At 45.9% G+C, this 18,236-nt stretch carries 14 protein-coding genes; 5 read left to right on the top strand and 9 right to left on the bottom strand.

Annotated elements, in window-relative coordinates:
• Window positions 1-151: 151 nt before the first annotated feature.
• The 3 genes from QUB56_RS27320 to glgA all read right to left on the bottom strand — a co-directional run bounded on the left by QUB56_RS27320 (window position 152) and on the right by glgA (window position 3,259).
• Window positions 152-1,039, bottom strand: a complete 888-nt coding sequence (locus QUB56_RS27320; RefSeq protein WP_332959418.1) for a GUN4 domain-containing protein — start codon at window positions 1,037-1,039, stop codon at window positions 152-154.
• Between the two features lie 152 nt (window positions 1,040-1,191).
• A complete protein-coding gene (locus QUB56_RS27325) occupies window positions 1,192-1,563 on the bottom strand; it encodes a DUF4342 domain-containing protein (protein ID WP_332959419.1) in 372 nt (123 codons plus the stop codon).
• 220 nt (window positions 1,564-1,783) lie between these two features.
• Window positions 1,784-3,259 carry a glycogen synthase GlgA gene (glgA, locus tag QUB56_RS27330; RefSeq protein WP_332959420.1) on the bottom strand — a complete coding sequence of 492 codons (1,476 nt, stop codon included), beginning with the start codon at window positions 3,257-3,259 and terminating at the stop codon, window positions 1,784-1,786.
• Between the two features lie 541 nt (window positions 3,260-3,800).
• Between glgA and QUB56_RS27335 the strand changes: the two genes are divergently transcribed.
• From QUB56_RS27335 to QUB56_RS27345, 3 genes are all read left to right on the top strand, one after another.
• The gene (locus tag QUB56_RS27335; RefSeq protein ID WP_332959421.1) at window positions 3,801-4,481 is read left to right on the top strand and encodes a sigma-70 family RNA polymerase sigma factor; all 681 of its coding nucleotides are present in this window, start codon (window positions 3,801-3,803) and stop codon (window positions 4,479-4,481) included.
• Between the two features lie 113 nt (window positions 4,482-4,594).
• A complete protein-coding gene (locus QUB56_RS27340; RefSeq protein ID WP_332959422.1) occupies window positions 4,595-5,587 on the top strand; it encodes a DUF1822 family protein in 993 nt (330 codons plus the stop codon).
• A 55-nt stretch (window positions 5,588-5,642) separates the two neighbouring features.
• Window positions 5,643-8,033 carry a CHASE2 domain-containing protein gene (locus QUB56_RS27345; RefSeq protein ID WP_332959423.1) on the top strand — a complete coding sequence of 797 codons (2,391 nt, stop codon included), beginning with the start codon at window positions 5,643-5,645 and terminating at the stop codon, window positions 8,031-8,033.
• Between the two features lie 245 nt (window positions 8,034-8,278).
• Here QUB56_RS27345 and QUB56_RS27350 read toward each other — a convergent pair whose 3' ends face one another.
• The 5 genes from QUB56_RS27350 to QUB56_RS27370 all read right to left on the bottom strand — a co-directional run bounded on the left by QUB56_RS27350 (window position 8,279) and on the right by QUB56_RS27370 (window position 15,694).
• Entirely contained in the window at window positions 8,279-9,178 is a 900-nt protein-coding gene (locus QUB56_RS27350; RefSeq protein ID WP_332959424.1) for a response regulator transcription factor, read from the bottom strand.
• Between the two features lie 376 nt (window positions 9,179-9,554).
• Window positions 9,555-10,283 carry a response regulator transcription factor gene (locus QUB56_RS27355; RefSeq protein ID WP_332959425.1) on the bottom strand — a complete coding sequence of 243 codons (729 nt, stop codon included), beginning with the start codon at window positions 10,281-10,283 and terminating at the stop codon, window positions 9,555-9,557.
• 277 nt (window positions 10,284-10,560) lie between these two features.
• A complete protein-coding gene (locus tag QUB56_RS27360) occupies window positions 10,561-13,728 on the bottom strand; it encodes a CHAT domain-containing protein (protein WP_332959426.1) in 3,168 nt (1,055 codons plus the stop codon).
• Between the two features lie 111 nt (window positions 13,729-13,839).
• Window positions 13,840-14,649 (bottom strand): DUF928 domain-containing protein, encoded by an 810-nt coding sequence (locus tag QUB56_RS27365; protein WP_332959427.1) that lies wholly within the window; start codon window positions 14,647-14,649, stop codon window positions 13,840-13,842.
• 175 nt (window positions 14,650-14,824) lie between these two features.
• The gene (locus tag QUB56_RS27370; protein ID WP_332959428.1) at window positions 14,825-15,694 is read right to left on the bottom strand and encodes a hypothetical protein; all 870 of its coding nucleotides are present in this window, start codon (window positions 15,692-15,694) and stop codon (window positions 14,825-14,827) included.
• Between the two features lie 282 nt (window positions 15,695-15,976).
• Between QUB56_RS27370 and QUB56_RS27375 the strand changes: the two genes are divergently transcribed.
• A complete protein-coding gene (locus tag QUB56_RS27375; protein ID WP_332959429.1) occupies window positions 15,977-17,473 on the top strand; it encodes a glycosyl hydrolase family 57 in 1,497 nt (498 codons plus the stop codon).
• A gap of 146 nt (window positions 17,474-17,619) precedes the next feature.
• Here the strand turns inward: QUB56_RS27375 and QUB56_RS27380 are convergent, their stop codons facing one another.
• Window positions 17,620-17,841, bottom strand: coding sequence for a hypothetical protein (locus tag QUB56_RS27380; protein WP_332959430.1), 222 nt, complete (start codon window positions 17,839-17,841; stop codon window positions 17,620-17,622).
• A gap of 111 nt (window positions 17,842-17,952) precedes the next feature.
• Here QUB56_RS27380 and QUB56_RS27385 point away from each other — a divergent pair, with 111 nt between their 5' ends.
• Window positions 17,953-18,171 (top strand): hypothetical protein, encoded by a 219-nt coding sequence (locus QUB56_RS27385; RefSeq protein WP_332959431.1) that lies wholly within the window; start codon window positions 17,953-17,955, stop codon window positions 18,169-18,171.
• Window positions 18,172-18,236: the final 65 nt, after the last annotated feature.

Here is an 18,236-nt window from a genome sequence, read left to right on the forward strand (position 1 = left end):
AAACAGCGAGGCAGAGCCTCTGGATCTGCGTTACCAGGCAGAGCCTGGTAACGAGAGTATGGGACTTGTGGACTCGTTGGACTCGTTCCCAGGCTCTGCCTGGGAATAAATGTCAGGAGGCTCTGCCTCCAGTAAACTAATTAGTTATGGCTTAAGGAATTTCCGGACAAGCTTGGATGCGTTTGAGAACACAAGCAACCATGTCTGCCCCAAAAAACGAGTCATTTGACCATTTATTTCTATAGCCGCCAGTCCAGTAAAAACCCATAGTAGATTCAGTATCGGGGGGGTCATACCACGACAACAGCTCACCTCCACCAAACTCACAAATACTGGGTAAATTTCCTTCAGGAGCATTCCAGCCGCAAGGAATATCCTCGCGTCTTTTGATTGTATATAGTTTGCCAGAATCGTAGTAGCTATCGGTTTCAGTTTTTTGCTCGTGCCATCCTACGCGATCGCTAAACTCTTCGCCTCTGCTTCTATCCGATTTTTTCGCACCCAAACTTTCCCAAATGCGTTTTTGTACGCTAAAGCCAAAACGACCCTGACTGTATATTGTCCAAAGTCGATCGATAATAAATAAATCTTCACAAGCTAAAGATGGAATATCTTCCTTTCTCAACCAGTTGTCAGCTCGATTAGCAGCTTGCAGCACCAGCTTGCGAGTTTGTTCGTCTGCTTTTTCCAATTCTTGACTTGCCAGTAAATATTGTAACGAGCTGTAATCTATTCCCGCCTCAGAAATTAATGAAAAAGATTGGAGTGCTTGTTCTACTTTGGTTTCGGTTTTTCGAGCAAGTAACCCATAAGCAGACCATTGGATTTGTTTGGATCGATCTTGAAGCGCTTGAATAACTACATCTAAACCCACTTCTCCATAATTTAATGCTTGAGAAAGAGCAATGATTCTAGATTCAATGTCTCCAGTGGCAAGTCGGCGCTTGACTCCTTCTATTCCGCCTAAAACAGCATCTGTAGGTGCTGCTGTATTGTTAGACCCAAGCACGGCGTCGTATTCTCTGGGTTGACTTGACATGGCGATTGTTGTCTAAAATTTTGACATCAGTTTAGCACAGGCTTATATATAAGGTGGCGATCGCAATTATCTTTAATACATAAAAAGCGAAAGCGAAGCAATCCCCGACTCTGAGATTGCTTCGCTTTCCTCGCTTTAGACAAACCAAACTACTATTCTTTGCGCTCGATGGCTACAGTCAAATGAGCCGCAACTGCCCCAACTGTAGCAAGTACAGCAGCAATTGGAAAGACTACCGAGCCTGCAACGCCGCCTACTAATCCCGCCATCAGCGGAATGTCTGCCAAAGTCCGCCCTTGCGAGTTTTTGATGACGAGGCGGCGGAGTTTTCCTTGCTGAATTAGTTCTTTAACTTTACCAATTATACTGTCGCCGCTAATCTTAAATTCTTCCACTCTGACTTTTTCCTCTGTTGCAAATTCTGAGGCGAATACATGAGTTTCAACTGTTGGGTTTGCTGAAGCTCCGGCGGCTGGTGTTTGGTCTTGCAGAATCGTTACTTGTTGTTCTAGTTGTGAGTTCATTTTGTGTAAGGGCGGGTCAAAACCAGCCGTTTAATTTCTATACTCCGATCTTCGGCGATCGCACTTGAGAACGACAGGCAAGGAAACCCTACAATCTGCATTCGTACTTTCCACCCCCGCCTTTTTACTCAAAACATTATCTCTGTCTGGTTAGATAAGGGCGGGTTTATCTATTCCTAAAGGTAGAGGAAATATCTCTGGGAAAAGCCGCCCCTACTGATTATTTATGTCGAATTAGCTCGTAAATTTCCACATAGTCTTTAGCTGGATATTTCCACGAATTATCGCAATTCATGCCTTGAATCATGAGTTTTTCAAATTCATCATGATAGTCATACCACAATCCGATCGCGCGCTCGAGGGCCGACTCTAAAGCGCGGTAGTCGCTTTGGAAAAACACGTAACCGTTGCGTTCTTCCGGGAGGTGGCGGGTGTCGTAATCTCGATCGAACACAGTATTCACCAAACCGCCAACTCCCCGCACCACAGGAACAGTCCCGTACCTCAACCCGATCATCTGAGTCAGCCCGCAGGGTTCGTAATTGCTGGGCACCACAATGATATCGCCACCCGCGTAAATTAAGTGCGACAGTTCCTCATTAAAACCTAGTTCTAAATGGCAGTCTGGATTATCATTTAAAAACTGTTTCTCGTGGTGAAAATGCGCGTTAATTCCCGCTTCCGTCGCGGAACCCAAAAGCACGAATTGCGCTCCCTTACTCAGAGAGTAATAAATTGCATGGTGGACGAGATGAACGCCTTTTTGGTCGTCCAAACGACCGATAAAGGTAATAATAGGCTTGTCAGCATCGCGCAGTAACAGCCGCTCGCGCAAAGCTTTTTTAGTTTTGGCTTTTCCTGCCAAATCATCCTGAGTGTAATGAGCCGGAAGATAGCGATCTGTCTCGGGATTCCACACATCGTAATCAATGCCGTTGAGCACCCCGCGAAACTTATTTTGATATAAGTGCAAAGTGTGACCCAAACCGTAGCCAAACTCGCCGTGGTGAGCTTCCCAAGCGTGGTGCGGCGAAACCGTGGTGACAAAGTTTGAGTAAACAATACCGCCTTTCATAAAGTTGAGAGCAAAAGGGTTAAAATTATCTCGCAGGCGAGCGTACTCAAAATAATAATCCTCTCGATTCAAACCCGTTGCTCGCAAAATATCAATTCCTCCCATGCCTTGATGTTTGAAATTGTGAATGGTATAGCAGACTCGCTGATTTTCCATCCAATTGTATTTGTAAATTTCAAACAGCATGACTGGAACCAAACCAGTTTGCCAATCGTGACAGTGAATCACCTCGGGACGCTTGTTGCTTCTTAGCAAAAATTCCAAAGCGGCTTTGCTGAAAAATGCAAACCGCATATTGTCGTCATTGCAGCCGTAATAACAGCCGCGATTAAAAAAGTTATCAACAGAGCGAGGTTCGATGAAAAAACACAACTGCCCGTGCACCCAGCCGCACAAGACATCACAGAGGATTTCGCCGCCATACCAGGGCACAGCCAGATCCCGGTAGGCCTCGTGAAGTCCCCAAATGTGGTCGTACCTCATGCAGTCGTACTTGGGTAGAATAATCTCGACACAGTGGCCGGAATTCTGTAACTCCCGACTCAATCCGTAAACTACGTCACCCAAACCCCCTGCTTTGATGACTGGGGCGCACTCCGAGGCAATTTGTACAATGTACATTTTTTTTTCTCGCTCCTGGATGAATCAAAAAGATATTTTCTTAACATGACAAAGTATATGATTTCTCGCCAAATAAGCAAGTAGGCCATTGGGAATACAGGGAGATACGCGCAACTAGCGGATGTTGGGGCATCTGAGGGCGATGGGTGATATCGTTTCCGCTTGGATCTGAATTATTTAAACCGCAGAGGAGGCAGAGGACGTATCCGTGGATTCAATCTCAAATCGATTTAATACCCCATTTGCTGGCATTTGTCAACTAAATATTTTAAAAATTTTTGCCTAATTTGCGCGAAATTTTCTCGCACGATGCTGATAACTGATTGGAACAGATCACCTGTTCGGCAGCCTAACATCAACAGGACTTACGCATTCAAGGGCGGTGTTACAAGGGTTTGAGATTCTTCGTTTCACTTGCCAATGACACAATTACCTTGAAATGCGTCCACGACTAATCAAATCAGGGATTCTATCTTGGAATTTAAACCAGTAAATGCCGTGTCCAGCATTCATCCAGAGACTCTTAAGGAGGCGCTCGCCGATGCCCGACACCTACGATAAGGAAAACAATTTAAACCAACAACTCCGACAGCTAGTTGCTGAAGCCTGTTCGCATCCGCCCAAAAGCTTGATGCGGCGGGAAAAACTCAGCGAGATAGTGAGGCTGATTGTAAAATCCGGCAAACTTTGGCAAGAAGACACGCCTCATTACAACGATGCTTTACAGCAAACTTGGGTGTATTTTTGTCGCAATGTTTGCGAAGCGAACACCGCAAACAAACCTTACGATCCCAATCTGGGCAGCGTCATTACTTGGCTGGACAAATATCTCAAGATGCGGCTGAAAGACTTTACTCTCGAACGAACGCAGGAAGAAGTTAGACGTATTTTACCATTGATTTTAGAAGACTCAGCAGAAATTAACCCGATCGATAATATCGAAAACCCGCCGACTTATTCTGACAGTCCGCTAGCCATCCTAGAAGAGACAAAAAAATGGGTGCGGGCCGATCCGGAGGGGGAATTGAGAAGCGTTCACATCAAAGAACGCCCCGATGTCACTTGCCAAATCTTAATTCTGAGGCGTCTTCCCCCGGAGACTCCCTGGAAAAACATTGCTCTTGAATTTAACTTGCCGCCCTCAACCGCCCCCAATTTTTATAAAAGAGAATGTCTGCCCCGCTTGCGAAATTTTGCCAAAAATCAAGGATATCTGGAATAGTTGACTGTTGACTGTTGACTGTTGACTGTTGACTGTTGACAGCGATTATCCACCGTCAGTCCACCGAATCATAATTTCTATCATCAAACCATATTTCACAGAGGAAAATTGCGATGAATAGCCACCTTGAAAATATCAGAGAAAAATCTATTCCCCTGCCCATTACCGCCGCAGCCCTGCGGCTGGCACAGAAGTTTTCAAATCTTGACGGAGTGACATCCCCGGAAAAAAAAGAGCAAGTTTATTTCAACACTTTAGCTGTATGTGCAGTGAAAGATTACATGGACATGATGGACATTCCCACAGACTTGAATGCCAGCGACAGTTGGAACGCGGCTATGCGCCTTTACACCGATGCAGCAGACTTGAAATTAACTCAACTAGGTCATTTGGAATGCCGACCTCTGAAGTCTGGCAAGTTTTGTTACATTCCGCTGGAAATACCGGACGATCGCATTGGTTTAGTAGCAGTTAAAATCGATATAAAGCGACAAGAAGCTACTTTGTTGGGATTTATGAAAACTGCAATGGCTGGGGATTTAGCGATTGAAAATTTGCAAAGTTTTGACAAATTTCTTCAACATTTGGATTGTCTCGAACGCAGCAGAAAAACAGTCCAACTGCGCCAGTGGCTGCACAATATTTTTGAGGCTGGTTGGCAGTCGGTAGAAGATATTTTAGTGCCACAAGAACCTTATTTAGCTTTTCGTTACAGCAGCGCAGTCGTGCGGGGCAAGATAATCAATCTGACAACAGATATCTCGGAACAATCATCAGCAACCATTGACTGTTTTCAGGAAAAACCTAATTTATGGAGGGGTGTAAGAGAACCAGCCCGATCGGTAGCTTTGCTGGTGGCGATCGCACCAACAACCGATACTGAAACTAATATTAAAGTACAGGTGCATCCCGCCGGCGGGGCAGACAGCTTGCCGATCGATCTGACTCTGAAAGTCATCGACGGCGAGGGAAAAACTGTCATGGAAGCTTGCGCCGGCAGCGGTAACGGCTACATGACTCTAGAATTTGCCGCCGATCGCGGAGAATGTTTCAGCGTTGTGGTAAAACTGAAAGAACTGTGTATTGCGGAGAATTTTGCCGCCTAAAGCGGCTCGCTTGCCATAAGTTGTTCAGCATGGAAATTGAACTGGGGCCGGCAGGATGCCCAGCCCACAAGAATTTAATCGCGCCGTGACTGTAAAATTTAGATGCGCCTGGGCTTATCAGTTGTTAGCCATGCCGAAATTAGTTGTTTTGAAGCTAGATGATAACTTGATAAAAGGGGTGCGAGTGTCTCTGGAAATCGGCGCGGAAGGAGACCGGCCTGCAGTGGAAATCCAAGGCTTCCTGCCTCCGAAACCAGAAATAGCGGCACACTACAATCGCTGGCAGTCAACTTACCGCAGTTTGGGAGATTTCCGCATTAAGCCGATCGAAATTAGCATTATGGGTTCTCGTGCGGAACAGTTGGCCAAATGCCGCTTGTTGCGGGAACAGTTAAGCCAGCAAATCAATAGCTGGCTCAACTCCGAACCGTTTCGCGAACTCAAAGAAACATTGCTCGAACAATTAATGCCGTCGGACACGATTCGATTTTTAATCAAAACTGACGAGATCGATTTGCGGCGGCTGCCTTGGTACTGTTGGGATATTTTTGAGCGCTACCCGAAAGCCGAAATTGCTTTGAGCCCTGCCACTTATAAAAAACAGGCTATCGCCAACAAAAACCAGGCTAAAGGCAGCGTAAAAATTTTAGCAATTTTGGGGAACAGTCAAAAAATTGATATAGAGCAAGATAGAATTATACTTGCAGCATTGCCCGATGCAGAAGTTACTTTTTTAGTAGAACCAAGTCGCCGCCAAATCGGCGCTCACCTTTGGGAAAAAAGCTGGGATATCTTATTTTTTGCCGGACACAGTTCCAGCGGCAGCGACGGTCAATTGGGTAAATTTTATATTAATCAAACTGAGAGTTTAACAGTAGAAGAACTGAAGCACGGTTTCAGGCTAGCGGTTTGGAGCGGCTTGCAGTTAGCCATTTTGAATTCCTGCGACGGATTGGGGATAGCGCGACAGCTTGAAGATTTGGGCATCCCGCAAACGATCGTCATGCGGGAACCGGTGTGCGATCGAGTTGCCCAAGATTTTTTAAAGTATTTTCTCGCCTATTTTTGTAGTGGGGAACCTTTGTATGTGGCAGTGCGCCTCGCGAGGCAAAGATTGGCAGAATTAGAGTCAGAAATTCCCGGCGCGGATTGGCTGCCGATAATTTGTCAACATCCGGCATCCCAGCCGCCAACTTGGCAAGAGTTGCTGCACAAAGCCGAGCCGGAAACTGTCAGCAATCCGCTATCTTTATCTCGGCTGCGCCGCTTTCAGATCGGGCTGTTGGCGATCGCAACTGCTGCGGTTTCTGTCATGGGAGCGCGATCGCTGGGCTTGCTCCAGATATGGGAATTGCAAGCTTTTGACCAACTGATGCGGCTGCGTCCTGCTGAAAGCTCAGACTCGCGTTTGCTGGTGGTGGAGGCGACGGAAACGGATATCAACAAATACGGCTTTCCGCTGCCGGATGCGACGATCGCAAAAGCAGTGGAAAAATTGGCACAGTATGGGGCGCAAACGATCGCCCTGGATATCTTCCGCGATCGCCCTTTACAACCCGGTTATGCAGCATTAGCCGTTCGCTTTCAGGGCGATCGAAATTTAATTGGTTTGTGCAGCGTCAAAGAAACCGGCAAACCCAACAAATCCGGCATCAAACCGCCGCCCGCACTGCCAAAAGAGCGCCTCGGGTTCAGCGATGTGGTGGCAGATGCCGACGGCATTCTCCGCCGCCACTTGCTGTTTATGCAGCCGCACAGCAGCGATCCTTGTACTACAGAGCACTCTTTGAGCGCGAGGGCTGCCCTCCATTACCTAGCAGCAAAAGGCATCAAACCGGAATCTCTTCCCAGAGATAAGATCGGGCTGGGCAATGCAGTTTTTGCACCGATTCACGGCAGTACAGGCGCTTATCAAAACTTGGACGATCGCGGTTTTCAAATGATGCTCAATTACCGACAACCCAAAAATTTTGTTCGCCGAGTCATGCTGGCAGAACTGTTAGAAGGAAAAGTCAAACCAAATTTGATAAAAGACCGAATTATCTTTATTGGCGTGACGGCGCCGATTTCCAATCCAGATTATTTTTTGACGCCTTACAGTGCGGGAGAATCACCTTCCCAGAAAATGCCGGGGGTATTAATTCAAGCGCAAATGTCGAGTCAAATTATCAGCGCTGTTTTGGATGGGCGCCCGCTGCTGCAAATTGCTCCTGAATGGGTCCAAAAACTGTGGATTGTGGGTTGGGCAGCAGTTGGTAGCGCGATCGCGATTGTCAGCCGACGCAGGCTGCACGTGGTGTCGGGGGCGATCGCATCTGGGGGGATTTTGTGCGGGGTTTGCTGGTTTTTGCTAATCGGGGGCTGGTGGGTGCCTTTGGTACCCTCAGCTTTGGCAATGGTAGAAGCGGGTTTAATTGCGATCGTTTTTACTTTTCGGCCGAAATGACAATATCAATTGGCAATCGTTAGATGACATCGCCAACAAATAATCTCCAGCCGTTCGAGAGATGTAGAGGTGGAGCATTTGGGCGACAATTCATGTTTCCCACCTTTGATTTTATGCCCAAATGCTTCACCCTCCCCAGACTATTCAATTAGGAATGAGAATTAAATAACTTCCACTCTTGAAAGTGGGATGGGCGTCCCGCCCGTCCAAAAAAGACGGGCGGGACGCCCATCCCACAATAACAATTAAAATTGTAAGTTATTTAATTCGCGATCCTTAGAAACTACCTTGTTATTGCGAGCGCTAGGAGCGAAAGTGTAACCGTATCTGTGAGTAGTTTGAATAAAATTCGGAACAGCCGAATCGACTTTAGCCATTTTCCTGCGAATCAGACGGATATACACGTCAACCACTTGCTCGTCTCGTGGGTCATTGCATTTCCATCCCCAAACTTTTTCGGTTAGCTGTTGGCGGCTCCAGGCTTTACCTGGATAAGTTGCCAAAAAATACAAGAGTTGAAATTCTAAGGCTGTCAAAGCTAAATTTTTCTCTTTTAATGTCACCTCCCTACTCATTAAATCGATCCCTAGTTCACCGAAGACAAGATGGCGCGGAGTGACGGTTTTTATCTCTCTCAACAAGATTTCTATTCTAACTGCCAAGTCCTCAAAACTGAACGGTTTGCCGATAAAATCATCAACACCTGCTTTTATGATTTTAATTCGCTCTTCTTCGCCTGTACCGCTGCTGAAAATCCAGACTAAAAAAACATTCTGCCGTTTCTGCATTTCTTCGCAAAGTTTAACGCCGATATTATCGGGCAAATTCCCATCTAAGATTACGAGGACTGGGGTGAATTCCTCAAAGATTTCTAAAGCTGTTTTTCCGTCTGCAGCAGATTGTACTTGAGATGTCTGATTCAGATAGCCGTCGATGAAATTACGGCCGGGGGCGTCAATCGATTTTAGATTTGAGATTTTAGATTTTAGATTGACTTGCGCGAGATAAATGCTCTTTCTTGAGGATTTTCGAAAATCGATTTGGGATTGATTCCACGGATAAATCACGTGGCGGGTACCATCACGAAATTCTTGGTCATTCTCTACAACCAGAATTTTGGAATTTTGCTCGGTAGATATCGTCATAATTTTTGGCTCTTTTGTTCGTGGTTCACACTTGAGAAAATCGAGTAAGTATGCTGTCTTTTGATTAGCCCCTCGCTCCCTTATAGGGCGTGTTTTCTTTCCCCGTAGATGGGCCGTTAGCTTGCCCCCTACTCAACCCCTACTCGCTTTAAAAAGGGGAGTAGGGGGTGGGACAATAGCGCATTAACTGGTTCGCGCGCTCTACCTAGGAACCAGTCAATCGATTTGAGATTTGAGATTTGAGATTTTAGATTGACTTGCGCGAGATAAATGCTCTTTCTTGAGGATTTTCGAAAATCGATTTGGGATTGATTCCACGGATAAATCACGTGGCGGGTACCATCAATAAATTCTTGGTCATAATTATGATGATTGTTCAATTACTAACTACTCTGTCCCTGCGAGCGATCGGAGCGAAAGTGTAACCGTATCCCCGAACAGTTTGAATAAAATTCGGAACAGCGGCATCAACTTTAGCCATTTTCCTGCGAATTTGGCCGATATGCACGTCCACCACTCGCTCTTCTGCTGCATAATTGGATTTCCACCCCCAAACTTTTTCGATTAGCTGTTGGCGGGTCCAAGCTTTATCTGAATGAGTTGCCAAAAAACACAATATTTCAAATTCTAAGGCTGTGAGCCTTAGAATTTGCTCCTTCAATCTCACCTCCCTACTTACTAAATCGATCGCTAATTGACCGAAGGCAAGCTTAGGCGGATTGACGGCTCTCGCCCGCCTCAACAAGACTTCTACTCTAACTGCCAATTCTTCAAGACTGAACGGTTTGCACATAAAATCATCGGCACCTGCTTTCATGATTTTAATTCGATCTTCTTGGGCGGTGCGGCTGCTGAGAATCGCGACTAAAACATTAGTGCGCTTCTGCATTTCTTGGCAAAGTTTATAGCCAGTAGTATCGGGCAAATTCCAATCCAAAATCACGAGGACTGGGTTGAATTCTTCAAAAATTTCGAGAGCTGTTTGGCCGTCGGCGGCAAATTGTACTTGATATGTTTGATTGAGAAAGCGGTAGATGAGAGTGCGGATAGGGTCGTCGTCCTCTACAACCAGAATTTTGGCTTTTCGATCGGCAGATATTGTCATAATTTTTGAATTTATTGTTAATGGTGCAAAGTTAGGAAAGCGAGCAAGTGTATGAAAACAGTCTTTATTGTTTAGTCCGCTAGGAGTGGACTAAAGTTTGTGCAGTAGGGGCAATCCCCCCGTAGTTGCCCCGATTTAAATCGCAGGCGTGACTTTTTTGAAGAAATTAAATCGACACATGACTTATCGCTCCTGGCGCGATCGACTTTCTGTGCAGATTTCAGCTAAAAGACTAATTTTTTCGCAGTTTTGGCAATTGTTTACAAAATTTAACCAATCATGTTTCGCCGATGAGCGTGAAAGCCGCCCAATCTCTGGGATTTGGATGCTGCTGCATTGTCTCCAGCATGGCGTTTCGCAGGGCTTGAGCTTTGTTGCCCGTTCGATCGAGATTTTGATAAAATTTCACCATCAAATCGGCTGTAGGAGCATCCGGCACCGCCCACAACGACACAATGACACTGGGCGTACCAGCCGAAATTAAAGCGCGAGACAAACCGATAACGCCGTCGCCGGTAATCCGCCCCATGCCGGTATTGCACGCGCTCAAAACTACCAAATCCGCGTTAAAGTGCAGGTTCAAAATTTCCTCAGCAGTCAGCAAACCGCTATCGGTGCGATCGGGTGCAAGGGCGATCGCGCTGCCGAGCCCGCGAAGGTTATCGAGCAATCCGTGGGTGGCAAAATGGACGATGCGGGCGTTTGGCAAGCGCTGAATTACAGCAGCTTTGGTAGCCGAATTGCCAGTCAGGGCTTGAGTTGGGAACAATTGGGCGATCGCGTTAGCTTCGGTTTCTGAATGCGGCAAAGCAGATAACTGCTGCGGGGGTTTTCCCGGTACTAGAACAACTTCGGGCATAGTCGGATTTCCTACTACTAGAATGTCCCCAGCCCCATCAGAAATCTCTTGTCGTTTTTGGCTGGTTAATTCCAGAATTTGAATCGAAGGAGCGGTCAGAATAGTATGTTTTTCAATTAAGAATTTCCCCGCACCATCTTGCAAGGCCGGAAAGGGAACGAAAAACAGTTCGCCTTGAGGAATAAAGATAATCCTGGCTTGTGGATCGGCTGGCAACAAATCGGCAATCGGTTCGATTAACAGTTGATGGAGTTTTTGCAAGCGCGGGTGATTGGTGCGACTCGATTGCACTTTGGCTGTTACATCAATTACAGGTCGGGGAATAGTCAACCCTGCGGGCCAAGAGGATTGCCAGAGCGAGAGAATGCTGTGTGTTTCATCAACAGATATGACTTGCCAAGGTTCCCAATTAGGGGCATCGTCGTGGAGTTTAACTAAATCGCCTGGGTCAATTTTTAGGGTGGGATTGAAGTCGCGATTCCTGATGCCGATCGCCTCGCGAGAGTCGGAAACCAAGTCTTTGAGCGGAGTATGTTGATAGTTGAGGTCAACTTGGCGAAATGCAATTTCGCCCGTCGGCTGAATTACCCAAATAAAAAGTTCTTCTAAAAAAGAAATCGAATATTCGACAAAAGTTGCATTTTGTGCTTTAGCAATTTGTTTAATTTGCTCGATCGTAGGCGGCTTAATATTGGGTATCGCATCTGAATTAGCAAATAACCGAGCAGTCAGTAACTCCACAAAAGCCGGCGCCCGTCCGCGCTCCGACATTTCCAGGGCCTGTTCTGTTTTTGACTGGGCGATCAGGGCTTTTTCCAGGTGGCGGTAAGTTGCTGCTTGGGTTTCAAAAATAGATACTTTAAAGTTATCGTTTTTGCCCAATCTTCCTCGAAGCGATTCCCAAATTTGAATCGCATTGCGGAGGACTGTTTCAGCTTCTGTAAACTGTCCAGAGTCAAAGAAAGCCAGTCCTAAATTGTTGAGAATTGCGCCTTCTGACGCCCTTTCGCCGATCGATCGCGCGATTTGTAAACTCTGCTGGCTGTATTCGATCGCCCGCTGGTACTGCCCCAAACAGCGGTAAGCATTGCCCAAATTTCGCCAGGAAGTCGCTTGTCCAGAGCGATCGCCCATTTCCTGCTGAATATCTAAGGATTTCTGGTAGTATTCGATCGCCCGCAAATAATTCCCCAAATTACTGTAAGCATTGCCCAGAGTCACCAAGGAATTAGCTTCCGCATAGCGGTCCTTCATTTTCTGCGCCAGAATCAGGGACTCTTGAGAGTATTCGATCGCCTGTTGATTTTGCCCTAGGGCAATGTATGTACGGCCCAAAGCATTCAAGGATTTCACTTCTCTATACATAGAGGTGACTTTTCGCGCCATATCTAGAGACTGCTGCTGGCACTCAATCGCCCGCTGATATTCACCCAGGGCATGATATGCACTCCCCAAATTCCTCCATGAAGTAGCTTGTCCGGGACGGTTGCCGATTTCTAGCTGAATATTTAGGCATTGCTGGTGGCACTCAATTGCTCGCAAATATTCCCCCAAAGCATCGTAAATATTGCCTAAAGCGTTTAGAGAATCAGCTTCCCCACTACGGTTGCCAATGTCTCGCTGAATATTTATCGACTGGTGGTAACAATCAATTGCTGGCAAATATTCCCCCAGCAAACTGTAAATATTGCCTAGATTATTGAGAGAGTTTGCTTCTCCGTAGTAGTTACCAGTGCCTCTATGAATATTTGATGACTGCTGATAGTATTCGATCGCCTGTGAGTATCTTTCCAAGTATTGTTGTCGTGGCGTCGTACTCTGTGCATAATTTTTCGGCACGACATCTGAAACAACAATTTGATTACTAACAGGAGATTGAATCCCTCGGTAGATGGACAGTACCTCTGCTGCTGACAGCGCCTGTTTGTAGAGCCGAATATCCCCAATATTACCTCGAAAAATGCCCCCGAAATCGTCCGATCGCCTGCCAATAGTTAGGGGAATGCTATTGCTGAGGGAACCCTGTTGTTTTGTTGGGTTGAACTGCCAACTTACTTCCTTGCCATCGAGATACCAGCGCCCTCCATCCACTCGATCGCGATCGACAGTAACTGCAACGTGATGCCATTGATTGTCGCTGACAACAGGGAAAAACGGAAGATCTTCTTCTCGGCGGTTGTCATAATAGTTTAGCCAACTGCTGTGATCCGCCGCTATTTGAAGGTTAATTTTGCCGTTACAAAGAAAGAAACACCAGCCCAGCATAGGGCCAGAATTTTCAATTCGCTTATCGATAATCACAACAGTACCGAAATCACCCGTGCGAATCCACGCACAAATAGAAAAGTCTTCTTTGCCTACATCCAGTAAAGGAATAGCTGGGAAAGTAACACAACCTCCAGTTAGCAGCAGGCTTTCCTGCGACCCGTTTTCTAATGGTTCCACAGCACGGCAAACGCTGTCAATTAGGCGTGCCGGAGGGAGTTCGGGGCGATCGCTCGCCAAGTGGCCTGCTTTATCAAATGACCAACGGGCGATCGGCTCTGTATTGAAAGTATTGTAGACGCTTAAGATCGGGTATTTCATCGCTTAGTTGACTTAATTTTTGTGGAACAGGCATCTTGCCTGTTCCTGATGGGCGGGCTAAGAAAAAGACCACAAAAAAACTTACTCTTTATGGAACAGGCATCTGGCGTGTTACGGTGGTGAAACTATCCCGTGCAAGCGCACAAACGGATGCTGCAATAAAGCCTCCCAGTCAGCCTCCAAAGTCGCCAGAGAAGATATTTTCTCAAATCCAGATAGCTCTGCTAGCGCTTCATACCGCAAGTCATTTTCAGCATAAATTAGCAGCCTCTCCTCTAAAGTAGCTGTCTGTAATTGGCTCAACAGTTTGCCGCTCAGTGCAACTAATTCTGTGAGAGTTTCGTACCACAAACCCTGTTTAGCAAGCAGAAAAACGCGCTCCCTTAGAGATGCTGTTTCTAGCTGAGCCAAAATTTCTGGTTTCATTGCCACCCGCTCAACCCACCCCTGGCGGGAGATATTCCCGCAGAAAAAGCACCACTGATACTTCTTGCCAGTTTCCAGAGGAGGGGAATTTTGCGGCAAGGGAAAACTCACAATTCCCGCTGCTTTTTCTAGCTCAAAAATTGTTCGGAAAACTACCTCTTGCTGTTCGTCCCGCAGCACAAACTCAAAGGGAATATCATCGGGCAATGAAGCCGGCAAGTACAGCCAAAAAGTTGGATGTGCGATCGCTGTCAACCCTAAATTTGTAGCCGGAATCAAAGCTAAAAAGTTGTGAGGATAATCGCGGCTGCCTGCGTCGGTGCGATCGCCCGGTGCACCGCGCGGGGGCGGCTCGTATGCGAGTACCTGTGGCAGCAAATTGGGTTCCCCCGATGATGAATCAGCGAGCATCGCTGCCAATCCAGGTTGAACCATTGTTAAAGCAACCAACACATTAAGCGCCGCCTGCTGTAGAAGCAGTTTTGTTACATTCATAAAATATCCGCCAAGTAGAGGTGTGAAATCTCAGTTCGATCCAACTGCACCTTGAAAATAATCTTGCCAGATTTTTTATGCTAGCGTCTATAGTTTCGCGTAATTTTTTTAGTATATTTGCCCAATAAAATTCCGCGCTCTGCTCCAGCAACCTCTACTTTAAAAATGAAACAACTCAACCCAAACCCATAGCATCATTTTCACATACTAATAATTTACCTTTCCCCTCGTAAAACCAAACATAACCCTCTCCGCCGCCTTTGCCAAAATGACCTAATTTTCGATAATCTTCTTCAATCCCCTTAGTAAATCCTTTTACTAAATCGCAATCAGCTATCAAAATTTCACCTTGTTTGAGTTCGACAATCTTAGCCGGTGAACTTGTAGCTGCTACAACTGTAGCTTTTTGCTCGCGCAAAGCTTTAACAGCAATTCTCCACCTACCGTCAGTAGAACCAGCTACTTGTCGGAATTTCAGTTTTTTAGCACCGATAACTACATTGTCAGAACAAAACTGAAATATACCGTCAATCGATTTTAGATTTGAGATTTTAGATTTTAGATTGACCCCCACGGATAAATGCGGGGGCTTGAGGATTTTCGATTGTCGATTTGGGATTGATTCCACGGATAAATCACGTGGCGGGTACCACCTTTGAAATTCTTGGTCATCAAATTCCCACTGCTGGGCATCCAAAAGCTCGATCGGCGTATAATGCAGGAAATGCCCTTTTTGTCTCGGTTCCAGTTTCACCGTACCAGTCCCTTGATATACGGGAGCGTTGTAGTCCATTTCCGTTGTCAAAGATACCCACATATCTTTCAAACGGTTATCCGTTTTATAAACACCGAAAGTCAATTTTCCCATACACCAATGCAGCGCGCCTTTTTGAATAATCACTCCCGAATTGTTCAAATTAATTTCTACTTGCTGAACAAACGGAATATTCTTAGTGGGATGGTAAAACTTATTGGTTTCAGGATTGATGTTATTTTGGATATACCACAAATCCGTTGGTTCCAAAACCTTGATTTCGTAATTCATAATTTACCTCGCCTATTCACGTGAAATGTGTTAAACATTTTACCCGGGATTGGCAGCTTCCGCCGTCCGGGACTTATATCAATTCCGGTTAGATCGGAATGATTAAACCACAGAGGGCACAGAGGACACAGAGAAAGAGAAGAGAGAGATAATAATTCCGATGTTAACGGATTTGATATTATGTGAAATTTATCTTTTGCCGACATCATCTGCTACTGTTAAATTATCTAGCTATCTTAGCAATAGCAGACACGGTTCCTCCACAATTCTTGAGAAAAATTTATGCCTGCGATCGCACAATCTCCCAATTTACCGATTTTACAAGAAATCAACTCAGGATTGCCCAATATTTGCGGCTCCGAAGCAGAAATTAATGCCGCAGCCAATAGCAACGAACCAGTCTTTCTACCTACCACAAATCTGCGCCTCGAAAACATTCAAGCCGGATTTGCCTGCGCCCTCCACATGCACCAACCCACAATTCCAGCAGGTGCAAACGGCGAACTAATCAGCAATCTCCAGCATATGTTTGAACATCCCAACCAAGGAGACAATCACAACGCCGGAGTCTTTGCTTGGTGCTATTCCCGCATGGGAGAATTCATCCCCCAACTGATTGCCGAAGGCTGCAACCCGCGAATTATGCTCGACTATTCGGGCAATTTATTGTGGGGATTGCGCCAAATGGGACGCGACGATATCTTCGACAATCTCAAGCGAATTACTTGCGATCCTCAATATCAACCTCACGTAGAATGGCTGGGGACAATGTGGAGTCACGCCGTCATTCCCTCAACTCCCATTCCCGACATCAAACTTCAGATTCAAGCATGGCAACATCATTTTGCCGCCATTTTTGGCATAGATGCCCTCAAGCGCGTCAAGGGTTTTTCGCCCCCAGAAATGCACTTTCCCAATCACCCAGATACACTTTACGAATACATCAAAGCTTTGAAAGAATGCGGCTATCGCTGGCTGATGGTGCAGGAACATTCAGTAGAAAATCCCGACGGTTCGGGATTGTCGCAAGACCAAAAATATATTCCCAACCGTTTAGTAGCCCGCAATTCTAGCGGCGAAACAATCAGCATCACGGCTTTGATTAAAACCCAAGGTTCAGATACGAAATTGGTCGGTCAAATGCAGCCTTATTACGAAGCCAAAGGACGCAATAAACAGCAAATTGGCAAGGTCACAGTTCCTTCTTTAGTTACTCAAATTGCCGACGGCGAAAATGGCGGCGTCATGATGAATGAATTTCCCAGCGCCTTTGTCAAAGCTTGGCACGAAAACCGCGAACAAGGCGGCGGAAAATCCGGTGTTGTTGGTTTAAACGGCACTGAATATTTGGAGATAATTGAAGCGGCGGGGGTTAATCCGGATGATTATCCGATTTGTCAGGGGATTAACCAGCACAAAATCTGGCACCTAGTCGATCCTGATAGTGCGACGCCGGAAAAAGTGGAAAGTGCGATCGCCCAACTCAAGCAAACAGACCATAATTTTCACATGGATGGTGCTTCTTGGACTAATGATTTGAGTTGGGTGAAAGGCTACGAAAATGTCTTGGAACCGATGAATCTACTCAGCGCTGCATTTCACAAAAAATACGATCCGCTGGTCCAGCAAGATGGGACCGTTACCAAGCAGTTTGAATACCAGCAAGCTTTGCTTTACAACTTGCTGCTACAAACAAGCTGTTTCCGCTATTGGGGACAGGGAACTTGGACTGATTACGCGCGCGAACTTTACAACCGCGGCGCTGCTTTAATGAAATAGGAAAAGTTGGTAATTGCGGGCAAATAGCTTGGATCAATTATTAGCGTTCGTATTTATGCAGGAACACTATATATAGTGTGCCTGCATAAGTCCTGTATAGAGTGGGGCTAGCAAGATGCACACCCCACTAGATAACGCGAGTTTCGTTAAACCTTGGTCAGGAGTTCGTAAATAGCTGTTTTTGTTTTCGTCGATTTGACGACTCCAGCATCCTGAATATATTGCAAGAGGCCTAGGGCTTCTTCAAGTTTGTTGGTAGCATCCATGACGACGGGATGGCGAGACACCTTGAGGTCTTTGATCAAGGTAGAGATAGGCTTGTCTATGCAAAGAGACAGTTGTTGGTAGTTGGATTGCTGTTTCGTCATATCTTTTAGACTTTTGAATCAGTACATCTATAGCTTTGCACTCCCATAGCTGGTCGCTTCCAAACAAAGGTTAGGAAGTTTGTTAGGATTATCTGTTAGGGACTCGATCGTGTGGTAATGATGGTACGCACTCCAGATTCATCCGAAGACTTATTTGCCGAAGCCGCAACTAATTGGGCTCTGCAAAAGTTATACAAAGACTTAGCCGTTGCCAAGCGAGAGTTTGCGCCTCACATGAGACGGGGACTCACAGAGGCAGAAAAAACACATCTGCGTGGATTACTTTGTGGTTATAGTCCTGCTGAAATGGCTGAAAAGCAGAAGTGTTGAAAGTGAATAAATAAGTAATAAAACTAGCCCCAAATATGTTAAAGTTGGGCTAAAGATGAAAATGT

The sequence above is a fragment of the Microcoleus sp. AR_TQ3_B6 genome, from assembly GCF_036702785.1.
In the GTDB taxonomy this organism is placed as follows: Bacteria; Cyanobacteriota; Cyanobacteriia; order Cyanobacteriales; family Microcoleaceae; genus Microcoleus.

Coding starts and splice junctions, on each gene's coding strand:
- QUB56_RS27325 (WP_332959419.1), bottom strand. CDS start 1,563: ATGAACTCACAACTAGAACAACAAGTAACGATTCTGCAAGACCAAACA.
- glgA (WP_332959420.1), bottom strand. CDS start 3,259: ATGTACATTGTACAAATTGCCTCGGAGTGCGCCCCAGTCATCAAAGCA.
- QUB56_RS27350 (WP_332959424.1), bottom strand. CDS start 9,178: ATGACGATATCTACCGAGCAAAATTCCAAAATTCTGGTTGTAGAGAAT.
- QUB56_RS27345 (WP_332959423.1), top strand. CDS start 5,643: ATGCCCAGCCCACAAGAATTTAATCGCGCCGTGACTGTAAAATTTAGA.
- QUB56_RS27320 (WP_332959418.1), bottom strand. CDS start 1,039: ATGTCAAGTCAACCCAGAGAATACGACGCCGTGCTTGGGTCTAACAAT.
- QUB56_RS27340 (WP_332959422.1), top strand. CDS start 4,595: ATGAATAGCCACCTTGAAAATATCAGAGAAAAATCTATTCCCCTGCCC.
- QUB56_RS27375 (WP_332959429.1), top strand. CDS start 15,977: ATGCCTGCGATCGCACAATCTCCCAATTTACCGATTTTACAAGAAATC.
- QUB56_RS27335 (WP_332959421.1), top strand. CDS start 3,801: ATGCCCGACACCTACGATAAGGAAAACAATTTAAACCAACAACTCCGA.
- QUB56_RS27365 (WP_332959427.1), bottom strand. CDS start 14,649: ATGAATGTAACAAAACTGCTTCTACAGCAGGCGGCGCTTAATGTGTTG.
- QUB56_RS27360 (WP_332959426.1), bottom strand. CDS start 13,728: ATGAAATACCCGATCTTAAGCGTCTACAATACTTTCAATACAGAGCCG.
- QUB56_RS27380 (WP_332959430.1), bottom strand. CDS start 17,841: ATGACGAAACAGCAATCCAACTACCAACAACTGTCTCTTTGCATAGAC.
- QUB56_RS27370 (WP_332959428.1), bottom strand. CDS start 15,694: ATGAATTACGAAATCAAGGTTTTGGAACCAACGGATTTGTGGTATATC.
- QUB56_RS27355 (WP_332959425.1), bottom strand. CDS start 10,283: ATGACAATATCTGCCGATCGAAAAGCCAAAATTCTGGTTGTAGAGGAC.